The following is a 20,338-nucleotide window of genomic DNA, read 5'->3' as shown; positions in this document are numbered from 1 at the left end:
GTGTCTCAGGCTGCGATGTGTGCAGGCCGACTGCCGGTTACTGCGGAGCGCAGGGCAGTTCGGACTCGGGCGGCACCTGCGGCGGCCACGTCCGCGCCCTTGCGGGCCGTGGGGGTTCGGATGGTCAGGCCGGCGCACGGCCGGCAGATGCCCGGTCGTGGCACGGGGTCGTGGCACTTGGTGCACTCGGCGTACCGGGCCGGTGGCCGTGCAACGGGCCGGGCGGGTGGCATCTTGTGCTCCAGACGGTAGTGGAGCACGGCGGCCGCCGAGTGCATCGGGGTGGGCAGGCCCGGCAGCAGGGCCTGGGCGAGGTCGGCTGAGGTACAGCCGCGCGCCAGCCACTGGGCCACCAAGGGCGCCAACTCCCGGGCCTCGGCCTCGCCCAGGCGTAGCCGGGGCTCGGGCCTGATCGCGCGGAACAGGGTGGCCACCGCTTCCGGGAGCGGCTCACCGTCGGGCGGCGTCTGGTCGCTTTCGTCGGCCGGGCTCGTGGGGAGGGAGGGTTCTTGCTGCTGGTCCTTTACAACAGGGCTGCCAGCACGGCCGGTTGCCGGTCCGCCGGGCGCCGGACGGGTGGCACCCGGTGATGTCAGCTGCGGGGTGTCGTAGACGTGGGTCTCGGTGATGATGGTGCCGTCGGGCAGGCGGATCTTCTCGACCCGGTAGTACCCGGCGTCGGTCAACTCCTTCAACGCCTTGCGGATCGCGCCGCGCCCCTGCGGGCTGGTGTCGGCCATGTGCCGCCCGTCCTCGCGCCAGCCGTCGGGGCGGGAGAGGAGGTCCGCGAGCAGGCCTCGGGCGGTGTAGCTCAACCGCCGGTACTGGAGTAGGGCGTTGGGCAGCACGGTGAAGTTGCGCACGTGGGCGCTACGATGGACTCGCATCGGGAGTTCTGGCTCCTGTTGCCGGACCCCGGAGCGTTGGCGCGCTGCCGGGGTCACCTATTTTCGGTTAGATTACGGAACGTACCACGATGCTTGACGCAGCGTTAGGCGTTTTTGGGGAAATCAGCGTGCTGACGCATCTACCGCTTTGCGGTTACCTGGCGGCGAGGAGATCCCCGCGCTCGACGGCCTCGCGCAGGACGGCTGCGAAGTCCTGGGGCAGGAGGTTGACCGCGTCGAGAGCGTCGGTAGTCAGGGGGATCTCTTCGAGGATGTACTCGCCCCGGCCTCCCTGGCTGAACTCGGGGCCGGTGCGGTCCTCGAAGCTCCACTTCTCGACGGTTGCGAGGTAGAAGTCCTGGCGCTCGTCGTCGGTTTCGGCGGTGTGGAGGAGGCTGACGATCTGAGCTTCGCCGGCGATCTCCTCGCGGACCTCGCGCAGTAGGGCGTCCTCGGGGCCGTCGTCGGTCGGTTCGATCTTGCCACCGACGATCACCCAGTACGGGTCGATGCCGGGACGGATGCGCTTGATGAGCAGCATGGTGTTGTTCGGCGTGAGGAGGACGGCGCGGACACGGTGTTGCATGGTGGTCTGCTTTCTGGTCGGTGGGCTGGGTCGGTCAGTGGAGAAGCCATCCGCCGTCGACGTGCAACGACTGGCCGGTGATGAAGGACGCGTTCGGGCCGGCGAGGAAGGCGACTGCGGCGGCGACGTCCTCGGGACGACCCCGGCGTTGGACACACTGGCGGCGGATCTGGTCTTCGGGTCGGGCGCGGTGGTGGGCGGGCAGGTCGTTCTCCGCCTCGACCTGGATGGCCCCGGGTAGGACAGTGTTCACGCAGATTCCGTCCGGTCCAAGTTCCCTGGCCAGCGACCTGGTGAGGCCGAGCAGTCCGGCCTTGGCGGTGCTGTAGGCGGTGAGGCTGGGGCGCCCGGCGCGGGCATTGACGCTGCCGATGTTGACGATACGCCCCCACCGGCGTTTTGCCATGCCTGGGGTGATGGCTCGGCAAGTGCGGTAGTGAATAGTGAGGTTGGACTCGATGGCGCGGGCCCACTCGTCCTCGCCGAGCTGGTTCCACGGGATGCGGGGGTAGGCGCCGGCGTTGTTGACGAGGATGTCGATCGGACCGAGTTCGGACTCGACCTGGCTCGTCAGCGCGGCGACGGCGTTGGGGTCGATGAGGTCGGCGCTGACCTCGATGCCGGTGCGGCCCTCGCGGCGCACGTCGTCGAGCACGGTGCGGGCCTGGGCGATCTGCGCGAGGTGGTTGACGGCGACACAGGCTCCGGCGGCGGCCAGGGCTCGGCTGATCGCGGCGCCGATCCCGGTGGCTCCGCCGGTGATCAGGGCGACCCTGCCTTGGAGCGGGAGCGCAACGATGGGAAGGTCAAGCGGCGTGAGCGCGGTCATCGTCGGTCCGATCGTCGGGGCTGGTGGCCGGAGCGAGCTGGGTGTGGGTGAAGGTCTCGCCAATGGTTTCGGGCTGCTGGGTCTCGGCGAGCTTGGCCAGCAGCAGGAGCAGATCGTGGCCGGTAAGGCGGCTGGGCGGGATGACGCCCAGCATCCGCAGGGCGAGGAAGTGGCGGATCTGGCTGAGGAATTGGTCCTGGTTGAGGCCGGCGGCCGGGGCGAGGTCGGCTCGTACGCACTTCAGCAGGCGGGTGATCGCCGCGTGGCGCCCGGCGCCGACCGGCCAGGTGTATCGGACTTCCAGGCGGCGGTGGCGCTCGTCGTGGTCGACGTGTTCGAGGCGCGGGGTGGCGATCGGCGGTAGGTGCAGCGGCAGGGTGCGGGCGTACACGTCGGGCTGGTAGGTCGGCACGAGCCAGCCGCCCATGCCGAGGAGGTACCAGAGGAGGATGGCGATCTCACCTGCGAGCGTGTTGCGTCCGGCGTACTCGAAGTCGAGCCAGCACAGCGGGTCGGCGATGTTCGGCTCGGTTGGGTCGCCTTGGGTGAGGGCGGTGGCCCAGGGGCGGCCGGGGTGGAGCGCTTCGCGGGTCTTCCAGATGATGGAGGGCAGGTCGAGCCGCATCGGGATGCCATTGGCGACGAAGATGTGGCCCGTGAGCGCGTGCACAGGCAGCGTCTGGTCTGCGCGCGGGCCCGGGATGGCGAGGTGGCCGGACAGGTACCAGGCGTCGATCCGCCCGCCGGGCCGGATGCGGTCCAGGTAGAGGCCGGGCACGCAGGCCGACAGCGGCTCAGTGCGGCCGCTGTCGGCGACGGCGGCGAGCAGGCTGTCGCAGACCGCATCGATCAGCGCGGTGACCCGGGGTAGGGCGCTCGGATCGCGGTCGGCCGTGGCGATGAGGTCGCCCAGCAGCATGCTGCACCGGCCGGTGGCGAGCACGTTCTCGTAGGCCACCACCTGCTTGCCGGCCGCTTGGCTGCGGCCCAGCAGCCGGGGCACCGGCAGCGTGCGGGCGACGGCCTGCCAGCCCCGGACCTCGGCGTCCGCAGCTGCTGGGGGAAGGAGCTTGCGGAAGGTTGGCGTCGGAGTGGCTTGGGCATTCATGCGCGGCTCGTGGGCAGGGCGATGGTGGAAAGCCAGTGGCTCAGGACGATGTTGGCCAGGTCGACTGCCTTGTCGCGGTGCTCACGGGCCTCGCGACGCAGGGCGGTGTCGGTGGCGGGCTCACGGTCGAGGAAGACGCCCAGCGCGTCGTCGTCCGAGGCGCGTTCGGTGCCCTCGAAGCGGAGCATCACCTTGGCCAGCAGAGCGGTGATCTTGAACAGAGCGCGGAGGTCGGGAGCACCCTTGAGGAGCTGGCGGCGGATCTCGATGGCAGCCTGCACACCGGCCTCGACGCTGGCCGCCACATCGTCGGCCGCGTCCGGGGCGGGCAGGGCCAGGCCCGGGCGGCACCACAGCGGCACGAGGGAGCCGGAGCCGATCAGCATGAGGACGTGCAGCAGGCGGGAGGTGACCGCCCCGGTGCGGCACTCGTCCTGGGTCAGCACGGTCAGGCCGAGCTTGACGCCAGCGAGTTCGGCTTCGAGTTCGGCGAGGGCCTGTCGGAGCCGGGGGAGGCTGTCCTGCTCGGCGACGACGAAGACGTCCAGGTCGGACCAGCCGTGCTGGTACTTGCCGCGCGCTCCGCTGCCGGTCACGGCGAGGAGGTCGATGACGGGCGGCACCAGGACGGTGGTGCGGTCCAGCAGCCCGGACAGGTAGGACTCCAGGTGGACGGGCAGGCCCAGCGTGTTCACCGGCGTGGTGGCCGGCCTGCGCAGCGGCCATCGGCGGGCCAGGGCGATCCCGTCGAGGCGGCGCTCCAGGTGCAGGCGGCCGCGGTTGTTGTCGACGACCTCGTGGGCGAACCCGATGATCCCGGCCGCGCCGCGTCGGGCCTTGACGGCGTCGCGCTCGACCACGTCCTCGGGTCCGGCGGTGCCGCGTTCGGCGCGGATCTCCGGTGTCGCGTCGACGTACACGACGGTCAGCTGCTCGCCGAGCATCCGCCGCAGCTCGGCGGTCCCGTCCTGGTCGTGCAGCGACTCGATGGTGACGTGGTCGAGGAAGTGGTGGGACGCGCAGAACCGGTCGAGGCCGTCGACCAGCAGTTCGGCCCGCATCGAGGCCGGAATCTCGTACGGGTCGACGATGCCGGCGCGCTGGGCGGCGTCCTCGATCAGGTAGCCGATCTTGAGACGGGCGTATCCGTGCCTGACCCGCAGGTACTCGCCCGCCGTGCTCTTGCCGCTCTCCGACATGCCCCCGAGCGCGACCACCCGCAGGCCGGGAAGGGCGCGGGGAGGCACGATCGGGACGATCGGGTGCAGGCGCCGGCGGATCTCGTCCTGGACGGCCACGACCCGGCGCTCCCCGACCACGATGGTCTCCGCCCACCTTTCCTCGGCGACGAGCCGGTGCATCTGCAGGTGGAGGTGTCGCTGGTAGTCCGTGTAGGCCGGGGTGACGTGCCGCTCGTGGGAGAGGCTGAGGGAAGTGCCGATCACCGGGTCGTCGTCGTGAAGGAGCACGATGCCGTACTCGGCCGCCTCGGCGGCCTGGACGTCGGCGGCGTACGGATCGAGGAGCTTGCGGGCCCGATCGGCGGCCTCGTCGGGGCTGAGACGCTCGCGCACCGCGACGGTAGCGGCCAGCGAGGCTTCCAGCATCGGGACGCCCCGGTCCATCAGGCGCACGGGAGCGGTGGCGGTCCTGCGGGAGCGTTCCAGGTAAGAGCTGGCGAGGACATCGGCGACTTCCTCGACCGGGCCGCGCTCGAACCACCAAGCGCCCATGCCCATGGCCTTGATGGCGTCCCAGCGCGGGTCGTAGTCGTCCAGCGGTCCGGTGGCGTGGCCGGCGGGGCCGAGGCGGCGAGCCAGGATGCCGATCTGCTTGGTCTTGCCGACGTTGTCGGGACCGCTGAGTGCGATCGTGACGGGCCGGGAAGGCGTGGGGTCGTGCTCAGGGGAGATGGACACGATTTCCTCCGGATGGTGCACAACGTCTGTGGGGCGGTGGGCGGCCCTCGGCCGGACGCCGCGAGGGCGCCCGGCCGAGGGCCGGATCGGGCTAACGGCCCGGGTACGGCGGCTGCGGGATCGGCGGGGCCGGGGGCGGAGGCGGCGGGGGCGGGGGCGGCTGGGGGGCCTCCAAGATCGGAACGGCGGTTTGCGGCACGGCGAATCTCCCTTCGGCGTGACGGGTTTCCGGCCTGGCGGGTCGCCGAGCCGGCGAATGCGGGCGGCTCCGGCTGCGGGGGTTCACCCGGAGCCGCCGGTCCCGCCTCGGGCCGGTGCGCGGTGAATGCCGAGGCGGGGGTACTGCGGTCAGGCAGGCGGCGGCGTGTCCGGAACCGACGCGGCGGAACCAGTGCAGTCCATGGCGTCCGCCTCGACGTGGTGCTGGATCGGGACCGACAGCAGCCCGAGAACAACGGCGTGGCCGAGTGCCCACAGCGCGGTGAGCGCGGGGCCTGCAGGGTCGCGGTCGGCGCTGCGGCGTTGGCCGCTCACGCCCGGTCCACGGCAATGTCCGCCCACGTCGTCTTGCCGTGCGGCTCCAGGTCGACGCCCCAGGCAACGGCCAAGCGGTCGACCAGGGCCAAGCCGCGGCCGGACTCCGCGTCGTGGGCGGCACGGATCAGGACCGGCAGGGCACAAGAGCCGTCCCGTACGGAGATCCGCATGGCCTGGCTGGCGCGGCTGGTCACTGGGGCGATGCCGACCCGCATCTCGGTCAAGCAGCCGGTCTTGACCGCGTTGGAGACCAGCTCCGTGACGACCAACTCAGCGTCGTCGGCCAGGTGGCCCAGCTCCCAGTCCGCGAGCGCGTCGCGGACCAGCCGACGCGCCGCAGAGGCGGACTGCGGCGTGTACGGCAGCTTTGCCGTCGCAGGGCGTGCGAGTGGTTCCGTTCTGATCAGCATCTCGGTGGTCACGGTCCGCTCCTGGTCGCCAGAGCTGCATGATCCGGACAGCGGGGGCTGTCCGGGTGGCAGCGGTCGGAGTCAGCAGCCCAGGGCTTCCTCGGAGCCGGTATCGACTCTCGACCCGAGCGGCTGACACCAAGTCAACAGGCGCTGCTTCGCCCAAGTCCCTGTCTTGGAGGGTCGGTTGTCTTTACCGTGTTTACCGCCGCCCGGCGCTGAGGAAGGGAGTGGTCATGGCACAGCCTGTGACGAACCACCAGCTCGAAGCGGCCGTTGCTGACGCCGACATGACCTTCGATGCCCTCGCCCGGGGCGTCGTCCGTGTGGCGGCCGAGGTCGGTGTCTACCTGCGGACGAACCCGTCCACGGTCCACAAGTGGCTGCGTGGCGCCGATCCGGAGGGCGATACTCCCGCTTTCATCTGTGAGGCACTGTTCCGCAAGACGGGACGGCTCTACACCCCAGCCGAACTCGGGCTACGGTCGGTGGAAGAATCCGATCCGGGCCTCGGGCTGTCCATCGGCCCCGACCCGGTGGGCGTCCTCGCACGGGTGTGGAGAGCTGACTTGGACCGACGAAAGTTCCTGGCTGCCTCGGCGTACTCCGTTGCCGCGATGCACCTGCCCCTGGAGTACGTCCGCGAGAGCGCCGAACGCACCGCAGCCGTCCGAGGCGGTGCCGTCGCCGGGGCCGCCGAGGTTGCCGCCGTCCGTGACATGATCAGCATGTTCACCGAGATCGATGAGCGCCACGGCGGCCAGCACGGCCGCTCCGCCCTGATTCAGTACCTGCGGTCCGACGTCGCGGCCCTGTGTCGGGGCACCTTCCGCACCCACGAGGACCGCCAGCAGATGCTTTCTGCCGCAGCCGTCGGTGTGCACCTGGCCGGTTGGAAGGCCTACGACGCAGGCGAACAAGGCCTCGCCCAGCGTTACTACCACCAGTCGTACGCCCTCGCCGTCGAGTCCGGGATCGTCGGCCACGACGCCTTCGTCCTACGGACCTTGGCCCAGCAGGGCATGAAGCTCCGCCACCCCTCTCAGACCTTCGCTCTCTCAGAGACCGCGCTGTCGCGGGCCACCGGCCGGGTGGACCCCAGCACCGAGGCCATCTTCACCATCACTCACGCCCACGGCCTCGCTGCCATCAACCAGCGTCGCCCCGCAGTGCAGGCCATCCAGCGCGCTCAGGACCTACTGGAGGCCGCGAACGGAGAGGATGTGCCGTTCTGGGCCCGCTCCTGGGGGCCTGCCCGCGCCATGGTCAACTCCCGTAGCGCCAAGGTCTTCTCCCGGCTCGGCGACCGCAAGGGCGCGGCCGAGAACTACGCGGCGGCGGCAGCCACCCGGCCGGCCACGACCTACGCTCGCATCCTCGCTCTCGATCTGGTGGCCCAGGCCGAGATGGAACTCACCCATGGCGGTATCGAGCAGGCCTGCGGCACCTGGAACCGCGCGCTTGACGCCATGGCCGGCGTGCGGTCCGCCCGTACCCGCCGTGCCGTCCTGGAGATGCGCAAGAGCCTCGCTCAGTTCAAACACCGCGGAGTCTCGGCAGCCCGGGAACTCGACCAGCGGGCAGCCGCCTTCCTGACCTGACCGTCTTCGACCGGCGGGGCGTCGTGCTGCTGGTCTGTCGGCGCGACGACGATACGTTCGGGAGACGCTGGACGAAACCGGGTCGACTGTGTCGTCCGTTGGTAGCCGCCTCCACCCCGTGAAGGGCGTGCTGTGCGAGTAGGTAGCTGTCGAGGCAACCAACGGCGACGCCGTCGAGAACGTCGACGTGATGTGGGTTTCTCGAAACTCGGTGATCCGCTTTATCGACGTCGATACGATTTCCCACCCATCCTGGCCCTCCTGGAGGAGCAGACATGACACAGCAGACTGCGGAGGAACGCCCGGGCATTGCCGCCGCGATCGTGGTCCACGAAGGCCGCGTGCTGATGGTGAGGCGGCGGGTGAGCGAGGGCCAGCTCTCCTGGCAGTTCCCGGCCGGTGAGATCGAGGCCGGCGAGTCGCCCGAGGAGGCGGCTGTCCGTGAGACGGCGGAGGAGACCGGACTGGGTGTGGCCGCCGTCAAGCTCCTGGGTGAGCGGGTGCATCCGAAGACCGGTCGGCTGATGTCGTACACGGCTTGCGAGGCCGTCAGCGGCACCGCCGAGGTGGTCGACACGGAGGAGCTGGACCAGCTCGCGTGGGTGACCCTTGCCGAGATCCCCGAGTACGTGCCGTACGGGCTGTTCGAGCCGGTGCAGGCGTACCTGGACATTGCGCTCAGTGCCTGACCAAGGCCGGGGCCCTATGGGGGCCACCAAAGGCGGGGCGAACTGTGAGCTGAGGGGCGGCGGTTTCGAGCAGGCGTGGCATGCCGGCTGGCAGCACCTGGACGGGGCTCGGTAAGTAGGCTGAGCCTCGTCGTATCGGGAGATTCCTTTCGTCAACCTGATGCCGCGCAAACCGCTCCTTCGAGGGAAATGGTTGTGCGGCAGTGGTATATCTGCGAGCGGGCGGCCAGGCTGGTGCCGCGACCTCGGAGGGAGCGAAGTCATGTCGGTGGTTGCGTTCGCGCAGTTGCTCTTGCCTGACTCGCCGTACGCCATGTGGGTTCGGGGAGAACTAGGCGAGTATCTCCGGCTTCCGGACGACGGCACCCGGGTCGAGGTGATCGGAGGGGAGATCGTCGTGTCACCGGCGCCGGTTTATGCCCATGGGGGAATCCTGTCGGATGTCCAGCGGGGCTTCGAGCGTGCATGGTTCACGGACGACGACTTCCGGTGGCGAGCCGTACAGGCCATCAACCTGGACCTGGTCGAGATCGGGGATGGCTATGTCCCCGACATGGTCGTCGTGCAGAAAGAAATCGACGCGGAGAAGCGTGCGGAGGACGTCCTACACCTTCACCCGAACGATCTGGCGCTGGTAGTCGAGGTGACCTCCTCGTCCAACGCCGGTCACGACCGGCGGCCCATGTTCGGTCGCCAGGTCAAGCCCACCAAGTGGAACGGGTACGCGCGGACAGGGGTGCCGTACTACCTGCTGGTGGACCGTGACCCGCGTCAGCCCGGTGTCACCTTGTTCGGTGAGCCGAACCGAGGCGAGGGGACGTACGAGGTGTTGGGCGAGTGGAAGTTCGGGGAGTCCGTTCGATTGCCGAAGCCGTTCGATGTCGAGATCGTCACTGACGCCTGGAAGCCCTGGAGTTCCTAGGCGAGAACGCCGCTGCCCAGGACTCCTTCGTGGGGGTCCTGGGCAGCGGCGTTCGCGTGGGTGGGGTCAGGCGGTCCTGGGCTTGCGGGCGACGGCGAGGGCCAGGGCGGCGCAGAGGGCGGCGGCGACGGTGGCGAAGCCGCTGATGGCGGGGAGGAGGCCGTAGGTCTTGACCAGGGCGCCGACGATGACGATGGGGAGGGAGCTGCCGAGGTAGACGATGACCCAGAGGGCGCTCAGTTCGGAGCCGCGGCGTTCCGGGTTCATCGCGGCGACCGCCGTCGTGAACAGGGAGCGGAAGGCGACGCCCTGGCAGGCTCCGCCGAGGACGCTGCCGATGAACAGCAGGGCGGGGGTGCCGGTGTAGCCGGCGGCGACGACCAGGGCGAGGCCGGTGGCCAGGCCGGTCATGCCGAGGGCGATGACCGTTCGGTCGGCGGTCGGCGGGACGAGCAGCTGGGCGATCGCGGAGGAGCCGAGCAGCAGGGCCGCGACCACGGCGCCGGTCAGGTGGGAGGGGGTGTGCAGCAGCTTGGCGGAGAAGGCCGGGGCCAGGCTGAGATAGACGCCGAAGACCGCGTAGGAGATGAACCCGGCGGAGGCGGCGAGCAGGAACTCGCGGCGGCCGGTGCGCGGCAGCCGCAGGCGCTGGGGGCGCAGGTGGGCGGGGGTGGTGATGCGCGGCGGGGAGGCCGGCGGGCGGTTGCGGCCGGGCATCCGGGGGTGGACCAGGGCGAGGGGCAGGCAGAGTGCCAGCAGGGCCACGGCGTGCAGCAGGAAGGGCGTCAGCAGCGGGTCGGAGCCGCCGGCCAGCAGGGCGCCGACGACCGGGCCGAGCGCGACGCCGCCCGCGGAGCAGGCCAGGGTGAGCTTGGCGGCCAGGGTCGGGTGGTCGGGAAGGAGGTCACCGAGGGCGGCTCCGGCGGCGCCGGTGGAGAGGCCGACGGCTATGCCCTGGATCGCCCGGCCCGCGGCGAGCTGCCAGAAGCTGGTGGAGGTGGCGAACACGACGTCCCCGGCGGCGGCCAGCGCCACGGCGGGCAGGATCAGGGCGCGTCGGCCGAGGTGGTCGGACCAGTGGCCGACCACGGCCAGGACCGGGACCAGCGCGAAGACGTAGATCGTGAAGAGGATCGTGGTGTCGAGCGGGCCGAGGCCGAGGCGCTGCTGGATCATCGGGTAGATCGGCGTCGCCAGGTTGGCACCGATCAGCATCAGCAGCAGGGCGCCGGCGACCAGGCCGACGCGGATGCCGCGCAGCGCGTTCCAGCGGCTGATCGCGGCGAGCTGGAGCTGGGCGCGGGGCGCGAGCTCCAGGGGAAGCAGGGCCTCCGACAGTCGGCGTCCGTCGAGCTGCGCGGTGCGCAGCGCGGAGCCGGCGGGGGAGAGGTCCGCCATGGCAGGGATCTCCTGTGGCCGGGCACCACCGGGGTCGGCGGGGTGTGCCGGCGCGCCCCTCCGGAGGCGCTGTGGTGGTGGCCGCGGTGCGGGGCTCCCTGGTGGAGCGGGTGAGCTGAGAGAAGGGGCTTCATTGCCCGTGGCCCGCGCGGGGTTGTGCGCGGTACCAATGCGAAGGATAAGGGGTGGGCGCGCGGAAGCGGCGCGCGCCCCTGTGCGCGCCCCTCGAGGCCGGGCATCGGGGGTGCCCGGCCTATACGCTGAGGTGGTAGATCGACACGCGGAGCTGTTCGAGCGGACCGCTGGCTGAGGGAGAGCACACGACGATGGCCGGACGACGTCGGAAGAACGCCGGGGCTTCGGCGGGAGAGGGTGCGGCCGAGGCGGTCCTGCCCGCGGACCTGGAGCTCCAGGACCTTTACGGGGCGTTCGCCGCGCACGGTCTGGACGACGAGGACCTGGACGACGCGGCGGTGCTGGTACCGCCGGTGAAGCTGCCCGCCGAGCGGGAGCTGGCCGAGCAGGCGAAGGCGGTGCCGATGTTCGGCTACGCGCTGGCGCTGGCCCGCTGGGCGGCCCCGCACCGGGTGGTGGACGAGTTCGGAGACCTGGTCCAGGAGGACCGGGCGCCGGTCGCCCGGCTGCTGGGGCTGGCCCCGGCCGAGGGCGAGGTGCCGGAGGAGGCCGAGATCGAGGCGCTGCGGGCCTGGTCGCTGGCCTGTGACCTGGACCTGGTGGAGCTGGGCACGACCAAGGACGGCGAGCACGTCGCGGTGCCCGGCCCGGACCTGGAGCCCGCCGAGGAGGGGGACCCGGAGACCGTCCTGGAGCTGTGGCTGACCGCCGCCGGGATCGTCCGGGAGCTGGCGGTGGAGGCCGACTCGCTGCCGGAGGACGAGGAGGAGGGCGAGGGGCAGGCCGAGGAGGAGGACGAGGACGCCCTGAGCGAGGTCGAGGAGGCCCGGGACGCCGCCGCCGAACTGCTCGACGAGGCGCTCCAGGTGCTGTACGAGACCACCGCCTTCGCCGAGCCGGGCAATGAGACCGTGCCGCTGGGCGTGCTGGCCGCGCTGCTGGTGGTGCCGGAGGGCGAGGAGCCGAGCGAGGAGCTGCTCGGCGACATCACCGACGTGATGGTCTCCCTGGACCCGATGCTGGGCGACCTCGCCGAGCTGGGCCTGCTGGAGTACCGGCCGATCGACCCGGAGCTGTTCGACGAGGAGGAGGGCGAGGAGCCCGCCGTCGTCGGGGAGGCGCCGCTGGACGACGAGGAGTCGGCCCGCTTCGGGCTGGTCCGGCTCACCCCGCTCGGCCAGTACGGCATCCGGCAGTGGCTGCTGGAGGACGGCTACGACGCGCCGCTGGTCGGCGAGCTGGCCCAGGGGGACGCCGCCGAGCTGCTGCGCGGGGTGTGCGAATCGGCCAACGTGCTGCCGGAGGAGGAGTTGCGGGTCTGGGTGGCCGACCGGGAGCCGGAGCAGGCGGCGCGGGAGCTGCTGGCGGCGGCGCGCGGCGACGACGCGTACGGGCCGCTGCGCCGGATGCTGTGCGTCTCGGCGCTGAACCTGCTGGGGGCCGGCGCCGAGCCGGCCGTCCGGGAGGTGCTGGACGACCCGGAGCTGGGCGGTTCGGCGCGGGCCTGGCTGTCGGCGCTGGGCCGGTCGGACGTGCCGGTGCCGGACCGGGCGATGGCGCTGTGGACGGTGGTCGACACCTTCGCCGCCCAGCTGCTGGACAGTGGTGGCGACGCGGCGCTGCTGCGCGAGCTGATCACCGACCTGCCGGTGAAGGGCGATCCGGCGTCCTGGTTCGGTGAGCTGTGGCGGGTCGACCACCCGTACACGGCGGACGTCCTGGAGGCGATCGGGGAGCTGCACACGGACCGGGCGCTGGCCAAGGAGGCGCGCAAGGCGGCCTTCAAGGCGCGGTCCAAGGGCTGAGCCGCCCGGCGGTGTCCGGCGGATCCGGCGGGGATCCGCGGGACACCGCGCTACGGGAGGTCCAGCGAGCCGTCCTCGGTGAAGGGGAAGAACGGGTTGTGGGCCAGCTCCCACAGGTGCCCGTCCGGGTCCTCGAAGTAGCCGGAATAGCCGCCCCAGCTGGTCGGGACCGGCGGCTTGACCACCACGGCGCCGGCCTCGACGGCCGTGCGCAGGGCGGCGTCCACCAGGGCGGGGGACTCCAGGTTCACGGCGAGGGTGACGCCGCGGAAGGAGGGCTCCCCGGTGGCGGGCACGCCCGCGTCGGCGGCCAGCTCCTCGGTGGGGAAGAGGCCCAGCACCGAGTCGGCGGTGCGGAACCAGACGATCTCCGGGCTGGAGGCGGCGGAGCGCTTCCAGCCGAGGTCCTGGTAGAAGCGGGCACTGCGTTCGAGGTCGGTGACGCCGAGGGTGACGATGCTGATCCGGGCGGGGAAGGCGGCCTGCTCCGTATTGTTCTGTGCGGTCATGCGGCCCAGCGTAGGGAGGGCGGCTGACAACCTGGCCGACTGACACGGCCACCGCTCCCGTACGGCAGTCGAGCTGATGACCCGGCAGCTCCGGGCACGTAAGGTGGCGTCAGCGGTGCGGGCGCGAGGACTCGGGGGTGCGGCAGAGGATGGTGCGGGAGAGCGGCGGAAGGCCCCAGGAGTGGGACGCCGAGCGGTCGGGGCCGGAGCGGCCGTCCGGGCAGGACCGTTTCGCCGACCAGGAGGAGTTCTCCCGCCGGACCCTCGCCGCGGTGGACTTCCCGGTGTACGGCGTGGCCGGCCCGGAGGGGCGGGGCGAGGCGCTGGCGGCCTTCGAGACCTGTGGCGGTGAGCTGCGCTGGGTCGAGGTGCAGTGCGGTGACTGGCGCACCGCGGTCGGGCCGTACGTGACGGTGCGCACCTACCGGCCGGGGGCCGACAGCTGCGAGGTGCTGCCCGAGCTGGAGGACGTGGTCGAGGACGAACGGGACCGGGTCTACGAGCAGTTGGGCGTCGACGAGGGCGACGGGCCGGGCCGGGTGCGGGCGCTGCGCGAGTGGATCACGGTGGACGGCGAGCCGTGCGCGGTGGAGGTGCACGAGGACTGGCCGGTGGCCGTCGTCGGTGCGGACGCGGCCGGGGCGGACGCGGTCGGGGCGGCCGGGCCGGTGTGGGCCGGGCGGCTGCGGGTCGGCGACCAGGCCGTCACGGTGTGCGGGCGCGGGCTGCCCCCCGGCGGGGTGGAGCTGGGCGGGATCGGGGACTTCGAGCGCTACCTGCACGGACGCACCGAGCTGCTGCGTGACCTGGCCTCCCGGCGCTCCCGCTACGTGCCGGTCGAGGAGCGCGAACTACCGCCCGTCACCGGGCTGGAGGCACACCGGGAGCTGATCGCCCAGAGCATCGCGGAAGCCGCCGCGATCGAGGCGCAGGTGCGGGTGGGGCGGACGCCGAGGCTGCCGCGCGGGCTGCGCGGTGACGTCTGCGCGGTGCGCTGGGAGGCGGCGGTGCGCCAGCAGATGCGGCTCGCCACGGAGAGCCGGGAGGAGGCCGCGGCGGCGGTGACGTCGATGGTCAACCACCTCAACCGGCTGTCCCAGCAGACGCATTGGCTGGTCGGCACGGCGGAGGGGGAGGCGGCGGTCGAGGAGGTCGTCCGGTACACGGTGTTCGCCAGCGAGGTGGCGAGCCTGCCGGCGCAGCGGGCCTGGGAGCAGCTGTGGCGGGGGCGGCCGGGGGCGGCCGGGGCCGGTGGCTGGGAGGAGCACCGGCTGGTGGAGCAGCTGTGGCTGTCGGCCTGGGAGCACTGGCGGGCGGGGCGGCTGACCGGGCGCGGCTGACCGACTCCGGGTAAAGCGCGGGTCATGGAACAGTCATCGGTTGGCAAATGGTCGCCTCGTGGTGAGGCGGGCGTCATGCCGGGTTCACCCCTGCGGCGGAGTCTCTGCTGGGCGTCGACGACCCGCCTCGACGCCCGTACACCCCTCAGGAGTTGCTGCCATGTCGCTGTCCCGCCGGGACTTCGTCAACCGTTCCACCCTCGTCGGGGCCGGCGTGCTGATCGCCGGCGGTGCCGAGGCGCTGGCCAGCGCCCCCGGTGCGATCGCCGCGCCGGTCGGCGGGGAGGGCCCGGTCGCGGCCGCCGCCGGTGCCGCCGGCGCTGCCGGGACCAACGCGGCGGGCGGCGCCGCGATCGGCTACGGCCCGCTGGTGCCGGACCCGGCCGGGCTGCTGGCGCTGCCCAAGGGCTTCTCGTACCAGGTGCTCAACCGGGCGGGCCGGACCCGGCTGCGCACCGGCGAGTTCACCCCGAGCAACCACGACGGCACCTCCGCCTTCGAGGACGAGCGCGGCGGCAACCTGATGGTGGTCAACCACGAGCTGTCCGGCGCCCGGGCCAACTGGCCGTACCCGGTGCCGCTGACCGAGGGGCACGTCTACGACCCGGGCGCGGCCGGCGGCTGCACCATCGTGCACGCCAAGCGGGACGGCTCGGTGGAGCAGTGGGTCGGCATCGCCGGTACCTCCACCAACTGCGCGGGCGGCGTGACCCCGTGGGGTACCTGGCTGTCCGGCGAGGAGACCGAGGACAAGGCCGGGAAGAACGGCTTCACCAAGGACCACGGCTACATCTTCGAGGTCGACCCCTTCGACGACGACTACAACCGGGACCCGCAGCCGGTGAAGGCCTTCGGCCGGTACGCCCACGAGGCCGTGGTGGTGGACCCGAAGCGCGGCCACGTCTACCTGACCGAGGACGCCTCCAACCCGAACGGCCTGCTGTTCCGCTGGACCCCGCCGGCCGGCTTCAAGCACGGCCGCTTCCAGCTGCGCAAGCTCGCCGCCGACGCCGGTGTGCTGGAGGCCTTCAAGGTCTTCGACGCCCGGGGCGGGTTCGTCGACGACCTCTCCCGCGCCACCGAGGTCGGCACCGTCTACGGCGCCGACTGGGTCAAGGTGCCGGACCGCGACGCCCGGACCGTCTCGGTGCGCAAGCAGTTCAAGGAGGGCGAGGTCACCCGGGCCCGCAAGCTGGAGGGCATGTGGTGGGGGGACGGCGGCTTCTACTTCGTCTCCAGCTACGCCCGTTCGGAGAGCCCGCTGCAGCACGACGGCCAGGTGTGGTTCTACAACCCGGCGCGGCGCACCATCACGCTGAAGGTGCTGCTGGGGGTCAACCAGGACGTCTGGGGCGACCACGACAACTACGACGGCCCGGACAACATCACCGTCTCGCCGTACGGCGGCATCGTGATCGCCGAGGACGGCGAGGGTGTCTCGCACCTGTTCGGCGCCACCGAGGACGGGCTGGTCTACCCGATCGCCCGCAACGAGCTGAACATCGGCAGCGCCGAGAAGCCCGAGTTCAGCGAGTTCACCGGGGTGACCTTCTCGGACGACGGCAGGACCCTGTTCGCCAACATCCAGACCCCCGGCATCCAGCTGGCCGTCAGCGGGCCGTGGCGCCGGCTGAACGAGCACAAGCGTGGCCAGGGGTACGGCGCCTGACGTCACGTCAGGTACGGCGGCTGCCCGCGGGTCACTCGTCCGCGGGCAGCCGCAGTTGCAGCATCGCCAGCAGTCGCTGCTGCGGCTGGGCGAGGTCGATGCCGGTCAACTGCTCGGCGCGGCGCACCCGGTAGCGCAGGGTGTTGGGGTGGATGTGCAGGGCGTCGGCGGCGACCCGGACCTCGCCCAGGGCGTCCAGCCAGGCGAGCACCGACTCGGCGAGCCGGGTGCCGTGCCGGCGGTCGTACGCCGTGAGCGCGGTGAGCCGGGGGTCGCGCAGGCCGCCGCGCTCCTGGAGCAGCGCCAGCATCTCGCTGACCAGCACCTCGGCCTGGACGTCGATCAGCGCCGCGACGTCGAGGTCCACCCCGCCGCGGCCCATCGCGTCCAGGATGCGGTCGGCCTGGGCACGGGAGTCCGGCACCTGGGACAGGCCCTCGACGGTCGAGCCGATCGCGGCCCGTAGCGGGATGCCGAGGTGCTCCCGGGCCGCGGTGACCACCTCGGCGGCCCAGTCGCGCACGGTGGTCATCGGCAGGCCGGCCGGCAGCTCCGGCAGCAGCACGTAGACCCGGGACTCGATCGGGGCGAGCAGCGCGGTGCGGTGCCGCGCCGCGGTGTGCACCGAGATCAGGCCGGTGACGTCGGAGCGGTGCAGCGCCTCGGTGGTGCGGGCGGCGTAGGCGAGCACGGTGGCCGGGCGGCGCAGGTCCAGCCCGAGGTGGGTGGCCAGCGACTGGGGGCCGGTGGAGCCCTCCAGCAGTCCGGTCAGCAGGGTCTGGGTGAGCCGGACGTCGGCGGACAACTCGCGGCGGCGGCGCACCAGTTGGGCGGCCGCGACCCGGGCGGCGCCGACCAGGGCCTGTTCGGCGTGCGGCGCCAGCGGCTGAGCGCCCTCCTGCACCCAGATGGTGCCCAGCGGCTGCGCCCCGGCCCGGATGCCGACCGCGAGGCGCCGGCGCAGGCCCAGCTCGGGGTGCGGCTCGACCGCGATCGGGGCGTCCGAGCTGCGCAGGTGCTGGAAGATGCCCCACTCGCGGAGCTTGGAGAGGTACGGCTCCGGGCCCTGCCAGCCGAGGATGGACAGTCGGCGCAGGTCGTCGACCTCGTCGGAGTCGGAGGAGCGGGAGTAGGCGAGGACCCGGCTGGAGGTGTCCTCGATCGAGACGATGCCGTTGGTGAGCACGGCGACGGTCTGGGCGAGCGAGAAGAGGTCGCCGGCGTTGGGCTCGGGGGCGCCGGGGGAGTCCGGGGCGTCGGGGCCGGCGATGATCGCCCGGGCGAGCGAGTCCAGGTGCTCCCAGCGGGTCTCCCGGCGCACCGAGAGCAGGGCGACGCCCGCGTCGGTGGCGGCCTCGCGCAGGGCGTCGGCCTGGCCGGGGGCGTCCAGCTTGACCGCGACGGCGGCGGCGCCGGCCCGGCCCGCCGCGCGCAGGGCGGGGAGGGCGGCGCGGCCTCGGGCGCCGATGGCGAGGACGAGTTCGCCGGGGGCGGCGGTCGGGGGGTCCTCCGGGTCGAGGATCGCGACGTCGCGCACGGGGACGTCCAGACCCTGGGGGGCGGCCTGGAGTTCGACCAGGGGCTCGCCGAGCGACATCAGCAGCCGGCGGAGCGGGAGGCCGGGGGTGGTCATTCCGGGCCTCCTCCATCCGGTGCGTCCGGGCGGTCCGGTGCGTCCGAGCGTTCGGTTCGTTCGAGCGGCCCGGTTCGTTCGAGCGGCCCGGTTCGTTCGAGCGGCCCGGTTCGTTCGAGCGGCCCGGTTCGTCCCGGGCGTTCGGTTCATCCGGGCGGACAACGGGGTGTGGTTGATTTTAGCCGGGCGGACAGAGTTGTGGGCCGTCCGGCGATGGTTACTCCTGAATAGTTGACTCTGACTATCCGAGAATGGATAGTCAGTACTGACCAAGTGATGAGGAACGTTCTCATGGCGAAGCGACGCAAGGTCTCCAACCCCCTGGCCCTCGCGGTCCTGGCCGAGCTCGGAGCCGAGCCGATGCACCCCTACGAGATGGGGCGCCGGCTCAAGGAGCACGGCAAGGACCGCAACATCAAGTACAACCGCAGCTCGCTCTACATGGTCGTGGAGCAGCTGCGGAAGGCCGGGTTCGTCGCCGAACAGGAGACCGTCCGCGACACCCAGCGACCGGAGCGCACCGTCTACGCCCTCACGCCCGAGGGCCGGACGGAACTCCTCGACTGGATGCGCGAATGGCTCGCCGAACCGCAGGAGGAGTACCCGGCCTTCGGGGTCGCGCTCTGCCTGCTCGTGGTGCTGCCGACCGAGGAGTCGGCCGCCCTGCTCGGCCGGCGGCTGGAGGCGCTGGACGCGCGGATCGACACCTCGCGCGCCCTGCTGCGCAAGGCCGTCGAGACGGACGTCCACCCGATGTTCGTCGTCGAGGAGGAGTACGCCCTGGCGCTGCTGGAGGCCGAGCGCCGCTACACCGAGAACCTCATCGCGCAGATCGGGGAGCCGGAGTTCAACCGGACCCTGCAGGAGTTCATGAGGAGCCTGGAATGAGCACCACCCGTACGTCCGCCACGTCCGCCACGTCCGCTACGTCCGCTACGTCCGCGAAGAAGGCCCTGGTCATCGGCGGCGGCATCGCCGGCCCGGTGATGGCGCTGGCGCTGCGCAAGGCCGGCATCGAGGCGGAGGTCTTCGAGGCCTACGAGACCTCCGCCGAGGGCATCGGCGGAACCTTCATGATCGCCCCCAACGGGCTCGGCGCGCTGGCCGCCGTCGGACTGGAGGCCGAGCTCGGCCGGGTCGGCCAGCCGGTCGGCCCGATGGTGATCGAGGATGGCAAGGGCGGCGTGCTGGCCGAGTTCGCCGGCCTCGCCGACCTGCCGCGCGGGCGGCTGATGCGGCGCGCCGAGATGTACGAAGTGCTGCAGCGGCGACTGGGCGAGACCGGCCTCCAAGTCCGCTACGGCAAGCGGCTGGTGGCCGCCGAGGAGGGCGCCGACGGCATCACCGCGCACTTCGCCGACGGCAGCACCGCCACCGGCGACCTGCTGATCGGCACCGACGGCACCGGCTCCACCGTCCGCACCCTGATCGACCCGGCCGCGCCCGCCGCCAAGTACACCGGCCTGCTCGGCGTCGGCGGCTACAGCCCGTACCGGCTCCCCGGCCGGGCCGGACGCGGAGAGACCGTGCACTTCGCCAACGGCGCCCGGGCCTTCTTCGGCTACTGGGGCCTCGCCGACGGCGGCGGCACCGCCTGGTTCAGCAACATCCCGCAGCCCGAGCAGCTCACCACCGAGCAGGTACGCGCGCTCGGCCAGGAGGAGTGGCTGCGCCGCTGCCGCGAACTGCACGCCGACGACCTGCCCGCCCGCGAGGTGCTGCGGGTCGCCGACGCCGGGACCGTCGAGACCTTCCCCCGGCTGGAGATCATGCCGTCCGTCCCGCACTGGTACCGCGGCCGGATGGTGCTGGTCGGCGACGCGGTGCACGCGCCGTCCAACAGCTCGGGCCAGGGCGTCTCGCTGGCCGTCGAGAGCGCCGTCGAACTCGCCCGCTGCCTGCGCGACCTGCCCGACCACACCGAGGCCTTCGCCGCGTACGAGGCGCTGCGCCGGCCCCGGGTGGAGAAGATCGCCGCCGATGCCGAGCGCACCAACAACCAGAAGTCCTCCGGGCCGGTCGGGCGGCTGGTGTTCCGGCTGGTCGCGCCGATCATGATGCGGACGGTCATGAGCCCGGAGAAGATGCTCCGGCCGGTGCACGGGTACCGGATCGACTGGGAGCGGCGGGTGGTGCCGGTGGGGTCTGCGGGGTCGGCGGGGTCTGCGGGGTCGGCGCGGCGTTCCGGTCGGGCCGCCTGACGGGTGGTCGTGACCGCGGCGTGACCCCTTTCGTCGGGCCGGACAACGCCGTACGGGGGAATTTAGCCGCCCGGCCAATCAAGTGGCCGGGCGGGCAGGAATAGCGTTCGTGCTGTGGCCCGCGTGTGACCCGCGCAGGCAATCCCCCCGCACTTGACGA

Annotated in this window: 17 protein-coding genes; 8 read left to right on the top strand and 9 right to left on the bottom strand. The window is 72.1% G+C overall.

Features of this window, described 5'->3' with window-relative positions; translation table 11 throughout:
• Positions 1–5 precede the first annotated feature (5 nt).
• From ACZ47G_RS19225 to ACZ47G_RS19200, 6 genes are all read right to left on the bottom strand, one after another.
• Positions 6–887: a hypothetical protein gene (locus tag ACZ47G_RS19225; RefSeq protein WP_465744144.1), complete on the bottom strand. Its 882-nt coding sequence runs from the start codon at positions 885–887 to the stop codon at positions 6–8.
• Between the two features lie 154 nt (positions 888–1,041).
• Positions 1,042–1,473 carry an NUDIX hydrolase gene (locus ACZ47G_RS19220; RefSeq protein WP_465744142.1) on the bottom strand — a complete coding sequence of 144 codons (432 nt, stop codon included), beginning with the start codon at positions 1,471–1,473 and terminating at the stop codon, positions 1,042–1,044.
• Between the two features lie 34 nt (positions 1,474–1,507).
• Positions 1,508–2,302, bottom strand: a complete 795-nt coding sequence (locus ACZ47G_RS19215) for an SDR family NAD(P)-dependent oxidoreductase (RefSeq protein WP_465744140.1) — start codon at positions 2,300–2,302, stop codon at positions 1,508–1,510.
• A complete protein-coding gene (locus ACZ47G_RS19210; protein WP_465744138.1) occupies positions 2,280–3,410 on the bottom strand; it encodes a hypothetical protein in 1,131 nt (376 codons plus the stop codon). Before ACZ47G_RS19210 ends, ACZ47G_RS19215 begins: the two co-directional genes overlap by 23 nt.
• Positions 3,407–5,329 (bottom strand): nucleotidyltransferase domain-containing protein, encoded by a 1,923-nt coding sequence (locus tag ACZ47G_RS19205; RefSeq protein ID WP_465744136.1) that lies wholly within the window; start codon positions 5,327–5,329, stop codon positions 3,407–3,409. The genes ACZ47G_RS19210 and ACZ47G_RS19205 overlap by 4 nt, the downstream gene beginning before the upstream one ends.
• Before the next feature lie 530 nt (positions 5,330–5,859).
• Positions 5,860–6,288 (bottom strand): ATP-binding protein, encoded by a 429-nt coding sequence (locus ACZ47G_RS19200; protein ID WP_465744134.1) that lies wholly within the window; start codon positions 6,286–6,288, stop codon positions 5,860–5,862.
• 224 nt (positions 6,289–6,512) lie between these two features.
• Here ACZ47G_RS19200 and ACZ47G_RS19195 point away from each other — a divergent pair, with 224 nt between their 5' ends.
• The 3 genes from ACZ47G_RS19195 to ACZ47G_RS19185 all read left to right on the top strand — a co-directional run bounded on the left by ACZ47G_RS19195 (position 6,513) and on the right by ACZ47G_RS19185 (position 9,488).
• Positions 6,513–7,877 carry a hypothetical protein gene (locus tag ACZ47G_RS19195; RefSeq protein ID WP_465744132.1) on the top strand — a complete coding sequence of 455 codons (1,365 nt, stop codon included), beginning with the start codon at positions 6,513–6,515 and terminating at the stop codon, positions 7,875–7,877.
• A gap of 275 nt (positions 7,878–8,152) precedes the next feature.
• A complete protein-coding gene (locus tag ACZ47G_RS19190) occupies positions 8,153–8,566 on the top strand; it encodes an NUDIX hydrolase (RefSeq protein WP_465744130.1) in 414 nt (137 codons plus the stop codon).
• A gap of 262 nt (positions 8,567–8,828) precedes the next feature.
• Positions 8,829–9,488, top strand: coding sequence for a Uma2 family endonuclease (locus ACZ47G_RS19185; protein WP_465744128.1), 660 nt, complete (start codon positions 8,829–8,831; stop codon positions 9,486–9,488).
• Positions 9,489–9,554: 66 nt separating this feature from the next.
• Here the strand turns inward: ACZ47G_RS19185 and ACZ47G_RS19180 are convergent, their stop codons facing one another.
• Positions 9,555–10,886 (bottom strand): MFS transporter, encoded by a 1,332-nt coding sequence (locus ACZ47G_RS19180; RefSeq protein WP_465744126.1) that lies wholly within the window; start codon positions 10,884–10,886, stop codon positions 9,555–9,557.
• Between the two features lie 326 nt (positions 10,887–11,212).
• Here ACZ47G_RS19180 and ACZ47G_RS19175 point away from each other — a divergent pair, with 326 nt between their 5' ends.
• Entirely contained in the window at positions 11,213–12,826 is a 1,614-nt protein-coding gene (locus ACZ47G_RS19175; protein ID WP_465744124.1) for a hypothetical protein, read from the top strand.
• A gap of 50 nt (positions 12,827–12,876) precedes the next feature.
• Here the strand turns inward: ACZ47G_RS19175 and ACZ47G_RS19170 are convergent, their stop codons facing one another.
• The gene (locus ACZ47G_RS19170) at positions 12,877–13,335 is read right to left on the bottom strand and encodes a VOC family protein (protein ID WP_465744122.1); all 459 of its coding nucleotides are present in this window, start codon (positions 13,333–13,335) and stop codon (positions 12,877–12,879) included.
• Between the two features lie 137 nt (positions 13,336–13,472).
• Between ACZ47G_RS19170 and ACZ47G_RS19165 the strand changes: the two genes are divergently transcribed.
• Together ACZ47G_RS19165 and ACZ47G_RS19160 are read left to right on the top strand one after the other, a co-directional pair.
• Entirely contained in the window at positions 13,473–14,675 is a 1,203-nt protein-coding gene (locus ACZ47G_RS19165; RefSeq protein ID WP_465744120.1) for a hypothetical protein, read from the top strand.
• A 160-nt stretch (positions 14,676–14,835) separates the two neighbouring features.
• Positions 14,836–16,344 carry an alkaline phosphatase PhoX gene (locus ACZ47G_RS19160; protein ID WP_465744118.1) on the top strand — a complete coding sequence of 503 codons (1,509 nt, stop codon included), beginning with the start codon at positions 14,836–14,838 and terminating at the stop codon, positions 16,342–16,344.
• 31 nt (positions 16,345–16,375) lie between these two features.
• On the opposite strand, the gene ACZ47G_RS19155 is transcribed toward ACZ47G_RS19160, so the two are convergent.
• Positions 16,376–17,977 (bottom strand): PucR family transcriptional regulator, encoded by a 1,602-nt coding sequence (locus ACZ47G_RS19155; protein WP_380461785.1) that lies wholly within the window; start codon positions 17,975–17,977, stop codon positions 16,376–16,378.
• A 291-nt stretch (positions 17,978–18,268) separates the two neighbouring features.
• Between ACZ47G_RS19155 and ACZ47G_RS19150 the strand changes: the two genes are divergently transcribed.
• Positions 18,269–18,865: a PadR family transcriptional regulator gene (locus ACZ47G_RS19150; RefSeq protein WP_465744115.1), complete on the top strand. Its 597-nt coding sequence runs from the start codon at positions 18,269–18,271 to the stop codon at positions 18,863–18,865.
• The gene (locus ACZ47G_RS19145) at positions 18,862–20,178 is read left to right on the top strand and encodes an FAD-dependent oxidoreductase (protein WP_465744114.1); all 1,317 of its coding nucleotides are present in this window, start codon (positions 18,862–18,864) and stop codon (positions 20,176–20,178) included. The genes ACZ47G_RS19150 and ACZ47G_RS19145 overlap by 4 nt, the downstream gene beginning before the upstream one ends.
• The last annotated feature ends 160 nt before the right edge of the window (positions 20,179–20,338 follow it).

Source organism: Kitasatospora sp. NPDC030952 (genome assembly GCF_055571335.1).
This window is presented reverse-complemented; position numbering and strand designations above follow the sequence as displayed.

What these genes read in the sequence shown, in the direction of transcription:
- ACZ47G_RS19215 (WP_465744140.1), bottom strand. Translation starts at nt 2,302, where the DNA reads ATGACCGCGCTCACGCCGCTTGACCTTCCCATCGTTGCGCTCCCGCTC.
- ACZ47G_RS19210 (WP_465744138.1), bottom strand. Translation starts at nt 3,410, where the DNA reads ATGAATGCCCAAGCCACTCCGACGCCAACCTTCCGCAAGCTCCTTCCC.
- ACZ47G_RS19190 (WP_465744130.1), top strand. Translation starts at nt 8,153, where the DNA reads ATGACACAGCAGACTGCGGAGGAACGCCCGGGCATTGCCGCCGCGATC.
- ACZ47G_RS19195 (WP_465744132.1), top strand. Translation starts at nt 6,513, where the DNA reads ATGGCACAGCCTGTGACGAACCACCAGCTCGAAGCGGCCGTTGCTGAC.
- ACZ47G_RS19225 (WP_465744144.1), bottom strand. Translation starts at nt 887, where the DNA reads ATGCGAGTCCATCGTAGCGCCCACGTGCGCAACTTCACCGTGCTGCCC.
- ACZ47G_RS19175 (WP_465744124.1), top strand. Translation starts at nt 11,213, where the DNA reads ATGGCCGGACGACGTCGGAAGAACGCCGGGGCTTCGGCGGGAGAGGGT.
- ACZ47G_RS19170 (WP_465744122.1), bottom strand. Translation starts at nt 13,335, where the DNA reads ATGACCGCACAGAACAATACGGAGCAGGCCGCCTTCCCCGCCCGGATC.
- ACZ47G_RS19180 (WP_465744126.1), bottom strand. Translation starts at nt 10,886, where the DNA reads ATGGCGGACCTCTCCCCCGCCGGCTCCGCGCTGCGCACCGCGCAGCTC.
- ACZ47G_RS19155 (WP_380461785.1), bottom strand. Translation starts at nt 17,977, where the DNA reads ATGACCACCCCCGGCCTCCCGCTCCGCCGGCTGCTGATGTCGCTCGGC.
- ACZ47G_RS19145 (WP_465744114.1), top strand. Translation starts at nt 18,862, where the DNA reads ATGAGCACCACCCGTACGTCCGCCACGTCCGCCACGTCCGCTACGTCC.
- ACZ47G_RS19220 (WP_465744142.1), bottom strand. Translation starts at nt 1,473, where the DNA reads ATGCAACACCGTGTCCGCGCCGTCCTCCTCACGCCGAACAACACCATG.
- ACZ47G_RS19185 (WP_465744128.1), top strand. Translation starts at nt 8,829, where the DNA reads ATGTCGGTGGTTGCGTTCGCGCAGTTGCTCTTGCCTGACTCGCCGTAC.
- ACZ47G_RS19150 (WP_465744115.1), top strand. Translation starts at nt 18,269, where the DNA reads ATGGCGAAGCGACGCAAGGTCTCCAACCCCCTGGCCCTCGCGGTCCTG.
- ACZ47G_RS19160 (WP_465744118.1), top strand. Translation starts at nt 14,836, where the DNA reads ATGTCGCTGTCCCGCCGGGACTTCGTCAACCGTTCCACCCTCGTCGGG.